This is a genomic window from Seohaeicola sp. (genome assembly GCF_048006315.1).
Taxonomy (GTDB): Bacteria; Pseudomonadota; Alphaproteobacteria; order Rhodobacterales; family Rhodobacteraceae; genus Seohaeicola.
The window spans coordinates 3430722-3445051 of sequence record NZ_CP180350.1 but is presented as its reverse complement, the minus strand read 5'-3'; the positions used below and the strand labels follow the sequence as shown (position 1 = coordinate 3445051).

Here is a 14330-nt window from a genome sequence, read left to right as displayed (position 1 = left end):
GCCGCCGGATCAGAGGGTCTGATAGGCCTGCCGCAGCAGCGCACCAAGCTGGCTCAGCACCTCGCCGCGGGCGCGTTCCATCCCGTACATGTTGATCTTCTGCAGCGTCAGCTCGGGCAATGTGCCGCCATGGTCGACCTGCTCGAGATGGCGGGGCTGCATGCCGTCGATCATCGCGTTGATGCCCATGTCCGCGCTGACCGTGGCCTCGATCGTGCGATCGGATTCGGTCTCGACCGCCAGTTCCCAGTCGATGCCCGCCGCCTCGAGCGCCGCAATGGCCCCCGCGCGAAAGATGCAATGCCGCCCGAACACCAGCCGTAGCGGGCGTTGCCGCCAGGCACTGCCTCCGGGCGCGCCCACCCATTTCAGCGGCAACGCCGTCAGGGTTTCGCCCCCCGGCTCCAGCGCTGCCTCGGTGGTCAGGATGATGTCGCAGTCCCCGCGCCGGTACTTGGCTTTCAGGTCACGGGTGAAGGTGGTGATCAACTGTACCTTCATGCGCGGAAACAGGGTGTTGAACCGCTGCAGAACATGGGGCACGGCGGGCAGCACGATGTCATGTGGCACGCCCAGAACGATCTCGCCCTCATAGGTCTGGTCGGTCAGGCGCGCCATCACCTCGTCGTTCATGTCCACCATGCGCCGGGCGTAGCCCAGCATCTGCTGCCCGGCCACGGTCAGCGAAACAGTGCGGTTCGTACGGTCCAGCAGGTTGAGGCCCAGCACCTCCTCCAGCCGCTTGATCTGCATCGACACGGCCGACTGGGTCAGATGCAGATGCCCCGCGGCGCGGGTCACGCCGCCAAGGTCGGCGACAGCCACGAAAGAGCGCAAGGTGGTGATGTCAAGATTTCGCATTCATCTGCTTTCGTGATTCATCATGTCATGAACATTCATTTCTCTTATGCGTCCGCATGATCTATCCATCAACGGAAATGATCCCTGCCCCCGCGGGGATCACAAACACGAAAGCATTTGAAATGTCGACACGTCCCGTCACGCGGTTTGCCGGGATCGCCCTGCCCACGCGCCCGACACTGTCGGACCTGCTGCGCCGCGTCACGCTGATGCGCGCCGCGCATCGGCAGCGTCTGGCCCTTGCGCGACTGGATGCCGCAGCCCTGGCCGATATCGGGATCACCCCCGACGAGGCCTGCGTCGAGGCCCGCCGCCCCGCCTGGGATATCCCGCAGCGCTGGCAGAAATAAGCCTTCGCGACGGCCCGGCCGCCACCTTCAAAACAGGTGGCGAAAAAATATGTTTCCTTGCCGGAAAACCTTGAAAAGCGCGGTGCGGTTCCCGATATTCGACCCAATACGTCCACAAAGGGCGTGCGTGTCATTTTTTCGGAGGCATCAATGGCTGAGTACAACACTTACCGGACGGCAACGGCGGGCATCAGCACCGCCCAGATCGACGAGGGTCTTCGCGCCCACATGAACAAGGTCTACGGCACGATGTCCGTGGGCATGCTGATCACATTCGCAGTGGCATGGGCCGTCGGCACCAGCCCCGCACTGCTGAGCGTCTTCCGCGATCCGATGACCCTCAGCCCGAACATCCTGGGCTGGATCATCATGTTCGCCCCGCTGGCGATGGTCTTCGGCTTCTCGGCCATGATCAACCGCTTCTCGGCGGCTGCCGCGCAGACCTTCTTCTACGCCTTCGCGGCCGTGATGGGCCTGTCGCTGTCCTGGATCTTCGTGGCCTTCACCGGCTTCTCGATCGCACAGGTCTTCCTTGTCACCTCGATCGCCTTCGCCGGTCTGTCGCTTTACGGCTACACCACCAAGAAGGACATCTCGGGCTGGGGCGCGTTCCTGATCATGGGCGTGATCGGCCTGGTCGTGGCATCCATCGTAAACATCTTCCTGGGCTCGCCCGCGATCATGTTCGCGATCTCTGTGCTGGGCGTTCTGATCTTCGCCGGCCTGACCGCCTACGACACCCAGAACATCAAGACGACCTACATCCAGCACGCCGCACATGGCGATGCAGAGTGGATCGCGAAGTCGGGCATCATGGGCGCGCTGAGCCTCTACCTGAACTTCATCAACATGTTCATGATGCTGCTGCAGCTGTTCGGCAATCGCGAATAAGGGCAGAAACCTCCGACATGACGAAAGGGCCGGTCAAACGACCGGCCCTTTTTCATTGCACCCACGATATGGCGTCAGACATGCACCCCGAAGAGGCGACCCACGGCCGATGTGACGATCATCGCCAGGCTGCCCCAGAAGACCACGCGCAGGATCGAAGGGCGGACCGGCGCGCCGCCCAGCCGCGCCCCCGCCCCACCGAGGATGACCAGCGCCAGCAAGGCCACGGCAGCCACCACCCAGACGGTCATCCCCTGCGGCGCCAGCACGGCCCCCAGCAACGGCATGGCGGCACCAAGCGCGAAACTGACGGACGAGGCCCAGGCAGCCTGCAGCGCGTTGGCATCCCCGGCCATCCCGTGCATCCCCAGTTCCTCGCGCGCATGGGCATCCAGCGCATCGTGATCGGTCATCTGCTGCGCGACTTCCAGGGCAAGCCCCGACTCGACGCCGCGCGCCTCCAGCCCCTCGGCCAGCTCTGTCAGCTCGTAATCGGGATCGTCCTCAAGCGCCGTCCGCTCGCGCTCAAGATCGGCCGTCTCGATATCCTGCTGGGTCGAGACCGAGACATATTCACCCGCCGCCATCGACAGCGCACCCGCGCTCAGCCCCGCCAGACCCGCCAGCAGGATACCGCTGCGGTCCATCCCGGCCGAGGCCACGCCGACAAGCAGGCTTGCGGTCGAGACAATACCGTCATTGGCCCCAAGAACCGAAGCACGCAGCCAGTTGCTGCGATTGATGAAATGTCCCTCTTTCGGCATCCGACTTGGTCCTGAAACTCATTCGCAAAGGGGGTGAAACGAAAAAGGCCACGCGCGCGGCGTGGCCCTGTCCGAAACGGATGGCGGATCAATTACTTGATCTTGCCTTCCTTGTACTCCACGTGCTTGCGCACAACGGGGTCGTATTTCTTGATCACCATCTTCTCGGTCATGGTGCGGGCATTTTTCTTGGTCACGTAAAAATGGCCCGTGCCCGCGGTCGAGTTCAGACGGATCTTGATGGTCGTCGGCTTCGCCATTGCTGTTCTCCTACGCCGGACGACGCAGCCGCCCGTGAAATTCCTTGAACCCCGGCTTTTACCCGCGCGCGCACCAGAGTCAACAGACAAAGCCGCCGATCCGCGCGGATTTTCGCAAGCCTCGTCCCGCAGGACCGGATCAAAGCGGCGGACGCCCCATCGTGGCATGCAGCCCGTCGCGTTCGTCATCCGACAGCCCAAGGGCCTGCGCCAGTGATCGCAGGTAACTGCGCTCGGCCTCGGTATCGACCTCAACGGCCATGAGTGCCGCGGAATAGACCTGGTTGCGCATCTGCGCCCCGGTATCGCGGGCCAAGGCCTGCACATCCACAGGCGCGTCCAGTTCCGCCTCGACAAAGGCGATTTCTTCCTCCGTGGCATCACCCAGATGATCCAGGATCGCGGCACGCTCCTCTTCGTCGATCACGCCATCCGCCTTGGCAGACTGGATCATGGCCCGGATCATCAGCTTTGCATTCTCCTCCGAGACCTGACCCAGCGCCGTGCCCTCGGTCATTGCGGACATCATACCGCCCAGACCTGCCGCACCCGCACCCGCCATCTTGGTCATGGAACCCATCAGGTTGCCCATCCCCTTTTCGGTGGTCTCGGTCATGTCGGCGGCGCTTTTACCCACCCGGTCGAACATGCTGCGCAGCTGTTCCTGCTGCACGGGCAGGCCCATCTTCTGCGCCATCGCGCCGATCTCGTCGGCCATCCCGCCGGGTTGCCCGGCCTTGCGCAAGGCATCCTTGACGCCCGCCGTGCCGCCCATCTCCTTGACCTTCTGCATGCCCTTGGCTGCGGCGAAGCCCACCGCGAGGGTGGCCAACGTCTTGACAAAACTCATCTGCAAAATCCCTCTGACTACTGAACCTCCGCAGCATAGCGCAGAGTTTGCGACAGTCGCGCGAAATTTTCGACGACCCCGCACCGCGTCAGGCGGCGCGACGGGCAATTGGAGAAAGATGAAGCGCGCGGAGGGCCTGTAAGCCGGATTTTGTCCAAGGGGTTTCCCCCTCTGGATGATCATTCATCTTGAGATCGCGTTACCGCGACCCCTCTAGCTGCCAACCCGGACCTCTGGGTCAAAGCCTGCCCTGCGGTGATATCGGCGAACCGATCAACCCGCGCGAGGTCCCTATTCGGCATTGCTCCTGGTGGGGCTTGCCGTGCCGGTCCTGTTGCCAGTCCCGCGGTGGGCTCTTACCCCACCGTTTCACCCTTACCGCGCCGGAACGCGGCGGTCTGTTCTCTGTGGCGCTTTCCCTTGGGTTTCCCCAGCCGGGCGTTACCCGGCACCATTGCCTTGTGGAGTCCGGACTTTCCTCGGATCGATAGACCCCGACCCGCGATCATCCAGCCCTCCGCGCAGCGCCCACTTAAGCAGTGCGGGGCATGGGGTCAACGGGGAAGCGGGCCGCAAGGTCCGCGGCGATGGCGCGATCCATCATATCCAGCGCCCCGGACGCCTGCGGACGAAAGCGCAGGCGCAGCGCGGTCAGCACCGCCGTTTCGGGATCGGCGCAATCGGCAGGCGGATGCCAGCCCGCGCGCGCGGCATCGGCAAGGAAGTCCGAAGGCGGGCCGGCAGGGTCAGGATCGGGCCAGATCGACAGCCCGCACCGCGCCAGCCTGCGCCAGTCGAAACGCGGCCCCGGATCGGATTTGCGCAAAGGCGCCATGTCGGAATGGCCGATCACCCGCGCGGGCGGAATGGCCCAGCGGGCCATCACGCCCCGCAGCAACCCTTCCAGTGCCGTCATCTGCGGCGCGCTGAACGGATGGTCGCCGCGGTTGGCCAGTTCGATCCCGATCGAGCGCGAGTTGACGTCAGTCACATCGCCCCAGCGCCCCGCGCCCGCATGCCAGGCGCGCATTTCCTCGTCCACCATGTGCCAGATGCGGCCCTGTTCGCAGATCAGGTAATGGGCCGACACTTCGGCCTCGGGATCGCACAGCCGGTCCAGCGCGGCTGCGGCGCTATCCATCGCGGTGTAATGGATCACCACCATGTCAGGGCGCGCGCCATCCCGGCGCGGGCCATTATTGGGCGAAGGGCAGGACATGACCGTCATGCCCGCCCCCGGCGTCAGTTGCGCACGGCCGAACGGAACGGGCGCGGATCCCAGGAACAGGCAAAACCGTCCCCGTCAGGGTCCAGTGAGAGCCGGTCACGCTGCGGGCCGCCACGCGCCAGGAATTCGATCTGCGCCTGATCCGCCGAGGCATATTGCGCACAGTTGCGTTCATGGTTCTGGAAGCTGAGAGAGCTGCGCCGATAAAGCGACACGCCCTTGGGGTTGGTGGTGCGCAGCGCGAATTCGACGATATTCGGCCCGCCATCGCCACTGCGGCGCGGCAGTTCGGTCGGCTGGATGACCACGTATTGCGCCCGGTTGCGGGCAATCGCGGCGGCATCGCTTTCGATGCTGCGCAGCTCGGACACCTCTTCGAAGTTGTTTTCCTGGCTGATCCCGGCGGCGTTCACGGCCACGGGCGCAGGGTTCGATGGGCTGGCCTCGAGCGGCGCGCGCCCGGAATTGAGGGCGGCGGCGGTTTCCGCAGCCAGACGCTCGGCGCTGTCCTCGTCACCCGGCAGCGCAGGCACGGCCGACAGGGGCGCGCTGGACACCGTCGCAGGCGCAGGCAACCCCCTGCCGCCAAGCTGCTGGTCCCGCTGATCCTGCCGGGCCTGATAATCGGAATAGGAGTTGAAACCGACCCCCGCGCCGCTGTCGGGCACCGAAGGCGCACAGCCCGCCAGCGCCGCCAGCGCAACCAGTGAAAGGATCGAAGTTCCGTATCTCACAGTCATCATGTCCGCATCATACCCGTTACGTCCCGATCATCCGACCAGGAGATTGCGCCGCCCGATTACCACCATTTGCCCGGCTTGGCCACAAAACCCGCCGCCTGCTCAAGCGCATAGGCGGTGTTCAGCAGATCGCCCTCTTCCCAGGGCCGCCCGATCAGTTGCAGCCCCAGCGGCAGCCCCTGCGCATCCACTCCGGCCGGAACGGCGATACCGGGCAGACCCGCCAGGTTGACCGTCACGGTGAACACGTCGTTCAGATACATCTGAACCGGGTCGGCATCCTGCATCTCGCCCAGGCCAAAGGCGGCCGAGGGTGTGGCAGGTGTCAGGATCGCGTCGATGCCTGCCGCGAAGACATCATCGAAATCGCGCTTGATCAGGGCGCGCACCTTGCGGGCGCGGTTGTAATAGGCGTCGTAGAACCCTGCTGACAGCACATAGGTGCCCACCATCACGCGGCGCTGCACCTCGTGGCCGAAGCCCTCGGCACGGGTCTTTTCGTACATTTCGGTGATGCCGTCGCCCTGCGCCAGCTTGGCGCGATGGCCATAGCGCACCCCGTCATAGCGCGCGAGGTTCGATGACGCCTCGGCGGGCGCGATCACGTAATAGGCCGGCAGCGCATACTTGGTATGCGGCAGGCTGATCTCGCGGATCTCGGCGCCGGCGGCTTTCAGCATGGCGGTGCCGTCGGCCCAGAGCTTCTCGATCTCGGCGGGCATGCCGTCCATCCGATATTCCTTCGGAATACCGATCACCTTGCCGCGAATGTCGCCGGTCAGCATCGCCTCGAAATCCGGCACGGCCAGATCCGCGCTGGTGCTGTCCTTGGGGTCATGCCCGCACATCGCGCCCAGCATTATCGCGGAATCGCGCACGGTCTTGGTCATCGGCCCCGCCTGGTCCAGCGACGAGGCGAAGGCCACGATCCCCCAGCGCGAGCAGCGGCCATAGGTCGGCTTGATCCCCACGATGCCGGTGAAGGCGGCAGGCTGTCGGATCGATCCGCCCGTGTCCGTCCCGGTCGCGGCAAGACACAGATCGGCCGCCACGGCGGCGGCTGACCCGCCCGAAGATCCGCCCGGCGTCAGCGCCGTATCGTCATTGCCGCGCCGCCAGGGGTTCACCACATTGCCGTAGCACGATGTTTCATTGGACGAGCCCATGGCGAATTCGTCCATGTTCAGCTTGCCCAGCATGACCGCACCCGCATCGAACAGCTGGCTGGTCACGGTGGATTCGTATTCCGGCAGGAACCCCTGCAGGATCCGGCTGGCGGCCTGTGACGGCACGCCCTTGGTGCAGAACAGGTCCTTGACCCCGATCGGCAGGCCACACATGGCCGGCGCGTCACCTGCCGCAAGGCGCGCATCGGCAGCGCGGGCCTGATCGCGGGCAATCTCGGGCGTGTGATGCACAAAGGCGTTCAGAGCGCCCGCGCCCTCGATCGCAGTAAGGCATGCCTCGGTCAGTTCGAGGCTGGTCACCTCGCGCGCGCGCAGCTTGTCACGCGCCTCGGCCAGCGTCAGTTTGGTCAGCTCACCCATCATTCCACCACCTTCGGCACGGCAAAAAAGCCCTCGCGCGCATCGGGCGCATTCTTCAGGATCTGCGCCTGACGGTCACCATCGGTCACCACATCCTCGCGCCGCTTCAGACGCATCGGCGTGACCGACGTCATCGGCTCCACACCGTCAACATCCACTTCGTTCAACTGTTCGATGAAACCCAGGATCGTGTTGAACTCGGCCGCAAGCGCGGGCAGCGCCTCGGGCTCGACCTTGATACGGGCCAGCTTGGCCACACGGGCGGCGGTTTCGGGTGCGATCGACATATGTGATCTCCGGTCTGCTGTCAGGTTGCAGTTGCGTTTAGCGCCCGCAGCCCCTGCCCGCAAGCAGATGCCGCAGCAATTCGGGTCACATCACGCCAGGACGCCCGTCCTTTCATCGTTCCGCAAATGCACTTGCGACGCCGCCCGCGCCCTCTGCGGCCTCTGGCCATCGCGCGGCGCCGTGCTAGGCTTGCCCCCGGACTTCAAGGGAGGATTCATCATGAAGATCATCTGGCTGGGCCACGGCTCTTTCCGGTTCGAGATTGCCGACAAGGTTCTGCTGCTCGATCCCTGGCTTTCGGGCAACCCGATGCTGGCCGAGGACCAGCACGCGGCCGCGACGGCAGGCGCCACCCAGATCCTGCTGACGCATGGGCATTTCGACCATGTGATCGACGTGCTGCCCCTGGCGCGCAAGCTGCAGGTGCCGGTCGTGGGCCAGTACGATCTGATGAGCCATTGGGCCGAGGCCGAGAAGATCGAGACTGTCGGCTTCAACAAGGGCGGTACCGTCGATCTGGGTGGTGTCAAGGTGACGATGGTCAATGCCGTGCATTCCTCGACCTTCGCCAGCCCCGATGGCCCCCGCATCGCGGGCACCGAATGCGGCTTCATCATCGAAGGTGAAGGACATTGCATCTATGCGTCCGGCGATACCGATGTGATGTCGGATATGAAGATCTTCCACGACCTGCACAAACCCGACATCGGCATCCTGTCGGCGGGCGGCCATTTCACCATGGACATGCGCCGCGCGGCCTATGCCGCGAAAACCTTCTTCGACTTCAAGACGGTTATCCCCTGCCATTACCGCACCTTCCCGCTGCTGGAACAATCGGCCGATGTGCTGGCCGCCGCCCTGCCCGGCGTCGATGTGATCGAGCCGCAGGTGATGCAGGCGATCGAGATCTGAACGAAAGACCCCGGCGGATCGCGCCGCCGGGGTCTTGTCTTGTCGGGGCAAGCTGCCCGATCAGGGCCGCAGGTAGGCGTAGCCTTCTGCCTGCAACTCCATCAGTCGCACGGCGCCCGACGGCACGACGGTCGCCTCGCTCAGCAGCGGCACATCCTTCTGGGATTTCTTCTTCATGCCGTTGATCGTGTTCTCGCAGGCCGAGAAGCTGATGTTCGTCATTTCCAGCGCCATGGCAGAGATGCGATCCGCCACCGGCGAGGTATCCGAGCGCAGCATGTGCAGCCCCGGACCATAGGTGACGATCTCGATCGTGACCTCTTCGCCCTTCGCGGCAAAGTAGGATGCAATATTCTGCGCGTTGTTCAGTGCCATGTTCATGACGGCGGGGTCTTGTTCGTCAACATGGATTGCCACCTTGTGAGCGGGGTTGGCCAGTGCAAGCTGCGCGCCCAGCACCAGAACGGCCAGTATCGCCAGCAATTGCTGCGCGGCCTTGGTCGGGTTCAGTGTCATCGTGTCATCCTCCCTGAGACAGTCTGTCGCGCCAGACTTGCAAAGCCTCCGCCGCAAGGCAACACATATATTGAAAATTGAATGATCGGGATCTGCGCTCTAGGCGCGACGGTCCGCGAAGAAATCCCGCAACAGGGTCGACGCGGCCTCGGCACCGATTCCGTCATAGACTTCGGGCACGTGATGGCATTGCGGATGGGTGAAGATTCGCGGCCCCTGCGCCACGCCGCCGCTTTTCGGATCTGCCGCGCCGTAATAAAGCCGGGCGATCCGCGCCGCCGAAATCGCCTGCGCGCACATCGGACAGGGTTCCAGCGTCACGTAGAGATCGCAACCGGTCAGGCGTTCGGACCCCAGCAGACGGCAGCCTTCGCGGATCACCAGCATCTCGGCATGGGCGGTGGGATCGGCCAGCTCACGCGTGCGGTTGCCGGCGCGCGCCAGAACGCGGCCATCCGGGGACACGAGAACCGCACCGACCGGCACTTCGCCACGGGCTGCGGCGGCGCGCGCCTCTTCCAGCGCGTCGGACATGTGGCTGCGGAATGTCATGCCCCTTCCCTGCCGCGCGATCAGCGCTTTCGCAAGCCCTGATTCTGGGCTAACCCCTGCACATGAGCAAGACGCCAAAACCCGCCGCCGCCAGAACCGCAGCCTCCTCGACCGCAGGAGAGCGCATCGCCAAGGTCATCGCCCGCGCCGGCATCGCCAGCCGCCGCGAGGCCGAGAAACTGATCGAGACCGGCCGCGTGACGGTCAACGGCGAGGTGATCACCCGCGCCGCGCTGAACGTGACGCCCGCCGACAAGGTCGTGGTGAACGGCAAGGCGCTGGATGCGCCCGAACCTGCGCGACTGTGGCTCTATCACAAGCCTACGGGGCTGGTGACCACAACGCGCGACGAACAGGGCCGCGCCACGATCTATGACGACCTGCCCGAGGAATTGCCGCGCGTGATGTCCGTGGGTCGTCTTGACCTGAATTCCGAGGGGCTTTTGCTGCTGACCAATGATGGCGCGGTCAAGCGGCAGCTTGAATTGCCCTCGACCGGGTGGCTGCGCAAATACCGGGTCCGCGTGAACGGACGCGTGACCGAACCACAGCTTGAACCGCTGCGGCAGGGCATCAAGGCCGATGGCGAGGATTTCCAGCCCATGATCGTGACGCTGGACCGCCAGCAGGGCGCGAATGCCTGGCTGACCGTGGGCCTGCGCGAGGGCAAGAACCGCGAGATCCGCCGCGCGATGGAGGCTGTGGGCCTGACGGTGAACCGCCTGATCCGCACGTCCTATGGGCCGTTCCAGCTGGGGCAGTTGAAACCCGGCGAGGTCGAAGAGGTGCGCCGCCGCGTCTTGCGCGACCAGCTGGGTCTGGACACGAAAGACGATGAAGACGACGCTGCAAGCACAACAAAGCCGCGAAAAGTCATTGCTCGACGCAACAAATCACGCGAAGCGCCCAGCGAGTCCGATCTGTTCGGTGACCGCCCCGGCGGCAAGCCGATGCGCGGCGCAAAGCCTGCAGCCCGCACGGGCAAGCCGGCCACCGGCAAGCCGCCAACCGGGAAAGCACCGGCTGCCGCAGGCAAACCCGCACAGGGCAGGACCACGGTCGGCAAGCCCGCCGCGGGCAAACCCGCCCCCGGCGGCGATCGCGCCAAGGGGGGTGACAAGCCGCTTCGGACCACCCGCCCTGCCAAGGCGCGCCCTAAACCGACCCGCGGCTGACGCCTGCAGGCCGGGGCCCTCCCGCAAGGCGCGCAGCCGTGTCGGCCACCCTGCTGGCATACATTGTCAGAATCCCATGTTCCCCCTAGTAACCACTGCCTTCATCCCCTAACTTTCGAGATGGGTAGCGTGGCAAGAGGGGTGACATGTCGGGGACGGGCCTACAAAAACTGTCTTTTGTCTTGCTGATTGCATTGATCCTCGTCGTCTCGATCGCGGGGGGGCTTTGATGGCACAGCGCTATGGCGGCAAGTTCAGCCCCGGCGGCACAGGCAATGATCGCACGCCCGCCCCGCCGAAAGGCCCCTTTGACGGCGCGCGCCGCACCCGTGCGGGCGGACGCGTCAACCTTCTGTTCCTGGCTCCGCTTCCGCTGGCCTGGGCGGCATTCACCACAGGCCCCACTGGATTGATCCTGAACCTTGGCGCCCTTGGCACGCTGCTTCTGGCGGCCTGGCTGACCCGCGAAGGGCTGATCGCACAGGAAGCCTATGAGGCGCGCAAGGTCGCGCGCCGCCCAGCCTTTCCGCGCAAGATCACCGGCAGCCTTCTGACCGGCATCGGCCTGGCCGTGGCGGGCTTCGCCGCCTCTGCCGGCGACATGCTGGCGCCCATGGCTTATGGCGTGGTGGGCACAATCCTGCATGCCCTGGCCTTCGGGCCCGACCCCCTCAAGGACAAGGGCGCCGAGGGCATCGACACCTTCCAGACGGATCGCGTGGCCCGCGCCGTGGACGAGGCCGAGAAACACCTGGCCGCCATGACCGACGCCATGCTGCGCGCGGGCGACCGTCAGATGATGGCGCGGCTGGAACGGTTCCAGGTGGTGGCGCGCGACCTTTTCCGCACGGTCGAGAATGATCCGCGCGACCTGACCGCGGCGCGCAAATACCTGAGCGTGTACCTTCTGGGCGCCCGCGACGCGACGATCAAGTTCGCCGACATCTGGAGCCGCAGCCGCGATACGCAGGCACGCGCCGATTACGAGAGCCTTTTGACGGATCTTGAGCAGAATTTCGCCGCAAGGACGCAAAAACTGTTGCTTGACGACCGTAGCGACCTGACCGTGGAAATCGAGGTGCTGCGCGAAAGACTGGACCGTGAAGGGGTGCACCCGCGCGAGTGAACTTGAGACACCCGGTCGGGGCACCCGCCGGGCTTTGAATTGGTACCCCGTCCGCCGCACGGGTGAAAACGTATGAAAAGGAGCCGCCATGTCTGACACCACACGCCAAAAGGCCCAGGAAACCCTCGCCATGGTCGAGGAAGTGACCGCGACCATCCTGCCCGAACCCGGCCCCGCAACCGCGATCGTGCCGCTGGCGCAGGCCGACAGCGCGCTCAGTGCCGAGATCACGCGCCGCATGGCGGAACTGGACATGAGCGATACCCAGTCCATCGTATCCTTCGGCTCGCGCGCCCAGGCGGAATTGCAGACGATCAGCCAGGCCATGCTGACGGATGTGCGCAACAAGGATGTGGGCCCGGCGGGCGACAGCCTGCGCAACATCGTCTCGACGATCCGGGGCTTTTCGGTGTCGGAACTGGACGTGCGCCGCGAACGCAGCTGGTGGGAACGCCTGCTGGGCCGCGCAGCACCCTTCGCGCAATTCACCGCGCGGTTCGAAAAGGTGCAGTCCCAGATCGACAAGGTCACCGAAGATCTGCTGAGCCACGAGCACAAGCTGCTCAAGGACATCAAGTCGCTGGACATGCTTTATGACAAGACGCTGGCCTTCTATGACGAGCTGGCCCTCTATATCGCGGCGGGCGAGGCCAAGATCGCCGAGATGGACAGCACCACCATCCCCGCCAAGGAGGCCGAGGTGAAAGCGGCCCCCGAGAATGACCAGGTCATGCAGGCGCAGGAGTTGCGCGACATCCGCGCCGCGCGCGATGATCTGGAACGCCGGGTGCATGACCTGAAACTGACCCGGCAGGTGACGATGCAGTCGCTGCCCTCGATCCGGCTGGTGCAGGAAAACGACAAGAGCCTTGTCACCAAGATCAATTCAACCCTGGTGAACACCGTGCCGCTTTGGGAAACCCAGCTGGCCCAGGCCGTGACGATCCAGCGCTCTGCCGAGGCCGCCCGTGCCGTGCGCGATGCCAATGACCTGACCAATGAACTGCTGACCGCGAATGCCAAGAACCTGCGCGACAGCAACCGGGTCATCCGCGAAGAGATGGAGCGCGGCGTCTTCGACATCGATGCGGTCAAGCAGGCCAATGCCGACCTGATCGCCACGATCAACGAAAGCCTGCAGATCGCGGATGAGGGCGAGGCCCGCCGCGCCGCCGCCGAAGTCGAGCTGAAGAAGATGGAGGCCGAATTGCGCGACACCCTGGCATCGGCCAAGGCGCGCAAGACAGGCTTGGGCGACACCGCCGGTACGGCAGTTCCAAGGGCCTGAGACTGAATGCGAAAGGGCCTTGGCGTGAAGATTGCGGGATTGCTGGCGGGCCTTGCCTTGCTGGCAGGGTGCGACATGCCCGCCCCTCCGGGGGCGGGCGGTCCGACGACCGCGCCCCGCCCGGTGGACGCGGGCCAGGCACCGGGCAAAACTGCCCCCTCTGGCGAAAGCCTGGCCCTTGCGGCCTATTACGGCAAGCTGCAGGCCGATCTTCTGTCACAGGGCCTGTTGCGGACGGATGGCGGCGGGCGCGATGCGCCATTCGGCGCACGCGATCTGGCCCGCAACTTCGAACAGATCACCTTCTTCGACGAATATGAACGCGGCGCCGGCTTGCGGGCCTCGTCCGGGCGCCCTGTTCCCCTGCGCCGCTGGACCCAACCCGTCCGCGTCAACGTGGAGTTCGGCCCCTCGGTTCCCGAGGACCGCCAACGCGCCGATCGCGGCGCCGTCAGCGCCTTTGCCGCGCGCCTCTCCGACGCCAGCGGCCACCCGGTCGTGATGGACGCCGCCCGCGCCAACATGCATGTGCTGATCTACAGCGAGGATGATCGCGCCTTTCTGCCGCAACGCGCCCGCGAACTGGCCCCCGGCATCAGCCAGGGTGCGCTGTCCGTGTTTCGCAACCTGCCCCGCCAGATCCATTGCTTCGTCATGGCCTTTTCCGGCAACGGGCCGCAGATGCACACCTATACCCGGGCCATCATCGTGATCCGCGCCGAACACCCCGACCTGCTGCGCGACTCCTGCGTGCATGAAGAGATGGCGCAGGGCATGGGGCTTGCCAATGACAGCCCGCGCGCACGTCCCTCGATCTTCAATGATGACGATGAATTCGCGCATCTGACCCGCCATGATGCGCTGCTGTTGAAAATGCTCTATGATCCGCGCCTGAGCCCCGGCATCACGCTGGATCAGGCCCGCCCGATCATCGCGCAGATGGCCGAGGAATTGTTGGGCGGCCCCTCATGATTCCCCCATC

Annotated in this window: 17 protein-coding genes and 1 other RNA gene; 7 read left to right on the top strand and 11 right to left on the bottom strand. The window is 64.9% G+C overall.

Features of this window, described 5'->3' with window-relative positions; genetic code table 11:
* Positions 1 to 9 precede the first annotated feature (9 nt).
* Positions 10 to 861 carry a LysR family transcriptional regulator gene (locus tag ACMUJL_RS17085; protein ID WP_375572214.1) on the bottom strand — a complete coding sequence of 284 codons (852 nt, stop codon included), beginning with the start codon at positions 859 to 861 and terminating at the stop codon, positions 10 to 12.
* Between the two features lie 122 nt (positions 862 to 983).
* Here ACMUJL_RS17085 and ACMUJL_RS17080 point away from each other — a divergent pair, with 122 nt between their 5' ends.
* Both ACMUJL_RS17080 and ACMUJL_RS17075 read left to right on the top strand, forming a co-directional pair.
* The gene (locus ACMUJL_RS17080; protein ID WP_068292479.1) at positions 984 to 1211 is read left to right on the top strand and encodes a DUF1127 domain-containing protein; all 228 of its coding nucleotides are present in this window, start codon (positions 984 to 986) and stop codon (positions 1209 to 1211) included.
* Between the two features lie 150 nt (positions 1212 to 1361).
* Positions 1362 to 2102, top strand: a complete 741-nt coding sequence (locus ACMUJL_RS17075; RefSeq protein WP_068292432.1) for a Bax inhibitor-1 family protein — start codon at positions 1362 to 1364, stop codon at positions 2100 to 2102.
* A 74-nt stretch (positions 2103 to 2176) separates the two neighbouring features.
* On the opposite strand, the gene ACMUJL_RS17070 is transcribed toward ACMUJL_RS17075, so the two are convergent.
* The 8 genes from ACMUJL_RS17070 to gatC all read right to left on the bottom strand — a co-directional run bounded on the left by ACMUJL_RS17070 (position 2177) and on the right by gatC (position 7778).
* On the bottom strand, positions 2177 to 2866 hold the full coding sequence (locus tag ACMUJL_RS17070; RefSeq protein WP_416914363.1) for a VIT1/CCC1 transporter family protein: 690 nt from the start codon (positions 2864 to 2866) through the stop codon (positions 2177 to 2179).
* 92 nt (positions 2867 to 2958) lie between these two features.
* A complete protein-coding gene (gene rpmG, locus ACMUJL_RS17065; protein ID WP_008233681.1) occupies positions 2959 to 3126 on the bottom strand; it encodes a 50S ribosomal protein L33 in 168 nt (55 codons plus the stop codon).
* A 139-nt stretch (positions 3127 to 3265) separates the two neighbouring features.
* Entirely contained in the window at positions 3266 to 3976 is a 711-nt protein-coding gene (locus tag ACMUJL_RS17060) for a tellurite resistance TerB family protein (protein ID WP_375572220.1), read from the bottom strand.
* 123 nt (positions 3977 to 4099) lie between these two features.
* An RNA gene (gene rnpB / locus ACMUJL_RS17055) (RNase P RNA component class A) lies at positions 4100 to 4497 on the bottom strand.
* A gap of 11 nt (positions 4498 to 4508) precedes the next feature.
* The gene (locus ACMUJL_RS17050) at positions 4509 to 5204 is read right to left on the bottom strand and encodes an N-acetylmuramoyl-L-alanine amidase (RefSeq protein WP_375572222.1); all 696 of its coding nucleotides are present in this window, start codon (positions 5202 to 5204) and stop codon (positions 4509 to 4511) included.
* A gap of 14 nt (positions 5205 to 5218) precedes the next feature.
* Entirely contained in the window at positions 5219 to 5947 is a 729-nt protein-coding gene (locus ACMUJL_RS17045) for a hypothetical protein (protein ID WP_375572224.1), read from the bottom strand.
* A gap of 56 nt (positions 5948 to 6003) precedes the next feature.
* Complete coding sequence (gene gatA / locus ACMUJL_RS17040) at positions 6004 to 7491, bottom strand: Asp-tRNA(Asn)/Glu-tRNA(Gln) amidotransferase subunit GatA (protein ID WP_375572226.1); 1488 nt, start codon at positions 7489 to 7491, stop codon at positions 6004 to 6006.
* Positions 7491 to 7778, bottom strand: coding sequence for an Asp-tRNA(Asn)/Glu-tRNA(Gln) amidotransferase subunit GatC (gene gatC / locus ACMUJL_RS17035; RefSeq protein ID WP_068292442.1), 288 nt, complete (start codon positions 7776 to 7778; stop codon positions 7491 to 7493). Before gatC ends, gatA begins: the two co-directional genes overlap by 1 nt.
* A gap of 220 nt (positions 7779 to 7998) precedes the next feature.
* On the opposite strand from gatC, the gene ACMUJL_RS17030 reads away from it, so the two are divergent.
* On the top strand, positions 7999 to 8691 hold the full coding sequence (locus tag ACMUJL_RS17030; RefSeq protein ID WP_375572228.1) for a metal-dependent hydrolase: 693 nt from the start codon (positions 7999 to 8001) through the stop codon (positions 8689 to 8691).
* 60 nt (positions 8692 to 8751) lie between these two features.
* Here the strand turns inward: ACMUJL_RS17030 and ACMUJL_RS17025 are convergent, their stop codons facing one another.
* Together ACMUJL_RS17025 and ACMUJL_RS17020 are read right to left on the bottom strand one after the other, a co-directional pair.
* The gene (locus ACMUJL_RS17025) at positions 8752 to 9207 is read right to left on the bottom strand and encodes a DsrE family protein (RefSeq protein ID WP_375572230.1); all 456 of its coding nucleotides are present in this window, start codon (positions 9205 to 9207) and stop codon (positions 8752 to 8754) included.
* A gap of 99 nt (positions 9208 to 9306) precedes the next feature.
* Positions 9307 to 9759 (bottom strand): nucleoside deaminase, encoded by a 453-nt coding sequence (locus ACMUJL_RS17020; protein WP_068292450.1) that lies wholly within the window; start codon positions 9757 to 9759, stop codon positions 9307 to 9309.
* 62 nt (positions 9760 to 9821) lie between these two features.
* On the opposite strand from ACMUJL_RS17020, the gene ACMUJL_RS17015 reads away from it, so the two are divergent.
* The 4 genes from ACMUJL_RS17015 to ACMUJL_RS17000 all read left to right on the top strand — a co-directional run bounded on the left by ACMUJL_RS17015 (position 9822) and on the right by ACMUJL_RS17000 (position 14320).
* A complete protein-coding gene (locus ACMUJL_RS17015; RefSeq protein ID WP_068292453.1) occupies positions 9822 to 10934 on the top strand; it encodes a pseudouridine synthase in 1113 nt (370 codons plus the stop codon).
* A gap of 229 nt (positions 10935 to 11163) precedes the next feature.
* Positions 11164 to 12060 (top strand): 5-bromo-4-chloroindolyl phosphate hydrolysis family protein, encoded by an 897-nt coding sequence (locus tag ACMUJL_RS17010; protein WP_068292456.1) that lies wholly within the window; start codon positions 11164 to 11166, stop codon positions 12058 to 12060.
* Between the two features lie 88 nt (positions 12061 to 12148).
* Positions 12149 to 13348, top strand: a complete 1200-nt coding sequence (locus ACMUJL_RS17005) for a toxic anion resistance protein (protein WP_375572233.1) — start codon at positions 12149 to 12151, stop codon at positions 13346 to 13348.
* 6 nt (positions 13349 to 13354) lie between these two features.
* Complete coding sequence (locus ACMUJL_RS17000) at positions 13355 to 14320, top strand: DUF2927 domain-containing protein (protein WP_416914362.1); 966 nt, start codon at positions 13355 to 13357, stop codon at positions 14318 to 14320.
* Positions 14321 to 14330 lie beyond the last annotated feature (10 nt).

What these genes read in the sequence shown, in the direction of transcription:
- ACMUJL_RS17085 (WP_375572214.1), bottom strand. Translation starts at nt 861, where the DNA reads ATGCGAAATCTTGACATCACCACCTTGCGCTCTTTCGTGGCTGTCGCC.
- ACMUJL_RS17080 (WP_068292479.1), top strand. Translation starts at nt 984, where the DNA reads ATGTCGACACGTCCCGTCACGCGGTTTGCCGGGATCGCCCTGCCCACG.
- ACMUJL_RS17075 (WP_068292432.1), top strand. Translation starts at nt 1,362, where the DNA reads ATGGCTGAGTACAACACTTACCGGACGGCAACGGCGGGCATCAGCACC.
- ACMUJL_RS17070 (WP_416914363.1), bottom strand. Translation starts at nt 2,866, where the DNA reads ATGCCGAAAGAGGGACATTTCATCAATCGCAGCAACTGGCTGCGTGCT.
- rpmG (WP_008233681.1), bottom strand. Translation starts at nt 3,126, where the DNA reads ATGGCGAAGCCGACGACCATCAAGATCCGTCTGAACTCGACCGCGGGC.
- ACMUJL_RS17060 (WP_375572220.1), bottom strand. Translation starts at nt 3,976, where the DNA reads ATGAGTTTTGTCAAGACGTTGGCCACCCTCGCGGTGGGCTTCGCCGCA.
- ACMUJL_RS17050 (WP_375572222.1), bottom strand. Translation starts at nt 5,204, where the DNA reads ATGACGGTCATGTCCTGCCCTTCGCCCAATAATGGCCCGCGCCGGGAT.
- ACMUJL_RS17045 (WP_375572224.1), bottom strand. Translation starts at nt 5,947, where the DNA reads ATGATGACTGTGAGATACGGAACTTCGATCCTTTCACTGGTTGCGCTG.
- gatA (WP_375572226.1), bottom strand. Translation starts at nt 7,491, where the DNA reads ATGGGTGAGCTGACCAAACTGACGCTGGCCGAGGCGCGTGACAAGCTG.
- gatC (WP_068292442.1), bottom strand. Translation starts at nt 7,778, where the DNA reads ATGTCGATCGCACCCGAAACCGCCGCCCGTGTGGCCAAGCTGGCCCGT.
- ACMUJL_RS17030 (WP_375572228.1), top strand. Translation starts at nt 7,999, where the DNA reads ATGAAGATCATCTGGCTGGGCCACGGCTCTTTCCGGTTCGAGATTGCC.
- ACMUJL_RS17025 (WP_375572230.1), bottom strand. Translation starts at nt 9,207, where the DNA reads ATGACACTGAACCCGACCAAGGCCGCGCAGCAATTGCTGGCGATACTG.
- ACMUJL_RS17020 (WP_068292450.1), bottom strand. Translation starts at nt 9,759, where the DNA reads ATGACATTCCGCAGCCACATGTCCGACGCGCTGGAAGAGGCGCGCGCC.
- ACMUJL_RS17015 (WP_068292453.1), top strand. Translation starts at nt 9,822, where the DNA reads ATGAGCAAGACGCCAAAACCCGCCGCCGCCAGAACCGCAGCCTCCTCG.
- ACMUJL_RS17010 (WP_068292456.1), top strand. Translation starts at nt 11,164, where the DNA reads ATGGCACAGCGCTATGGCGGCAAGTTCAGCCCCGGCGGCACAGGCAAT.
- ACMUJL_RS17005 (WP_375572233.1), top strand. Translation starts at nt 12,149, where the DNA reads ATGTCTGACACCACACGCCAAAAGGCCCAGGAAACCCTCGCCATGGTC.
- ACMUJL_RS17000 (WP_416914362.1), top strand. Translation starts at nt 13,355, where the DNA reads ATGCGAAAGGGCCTTGGCGTGAAGATTGCGGGATTGCTGGCGGGCCTT.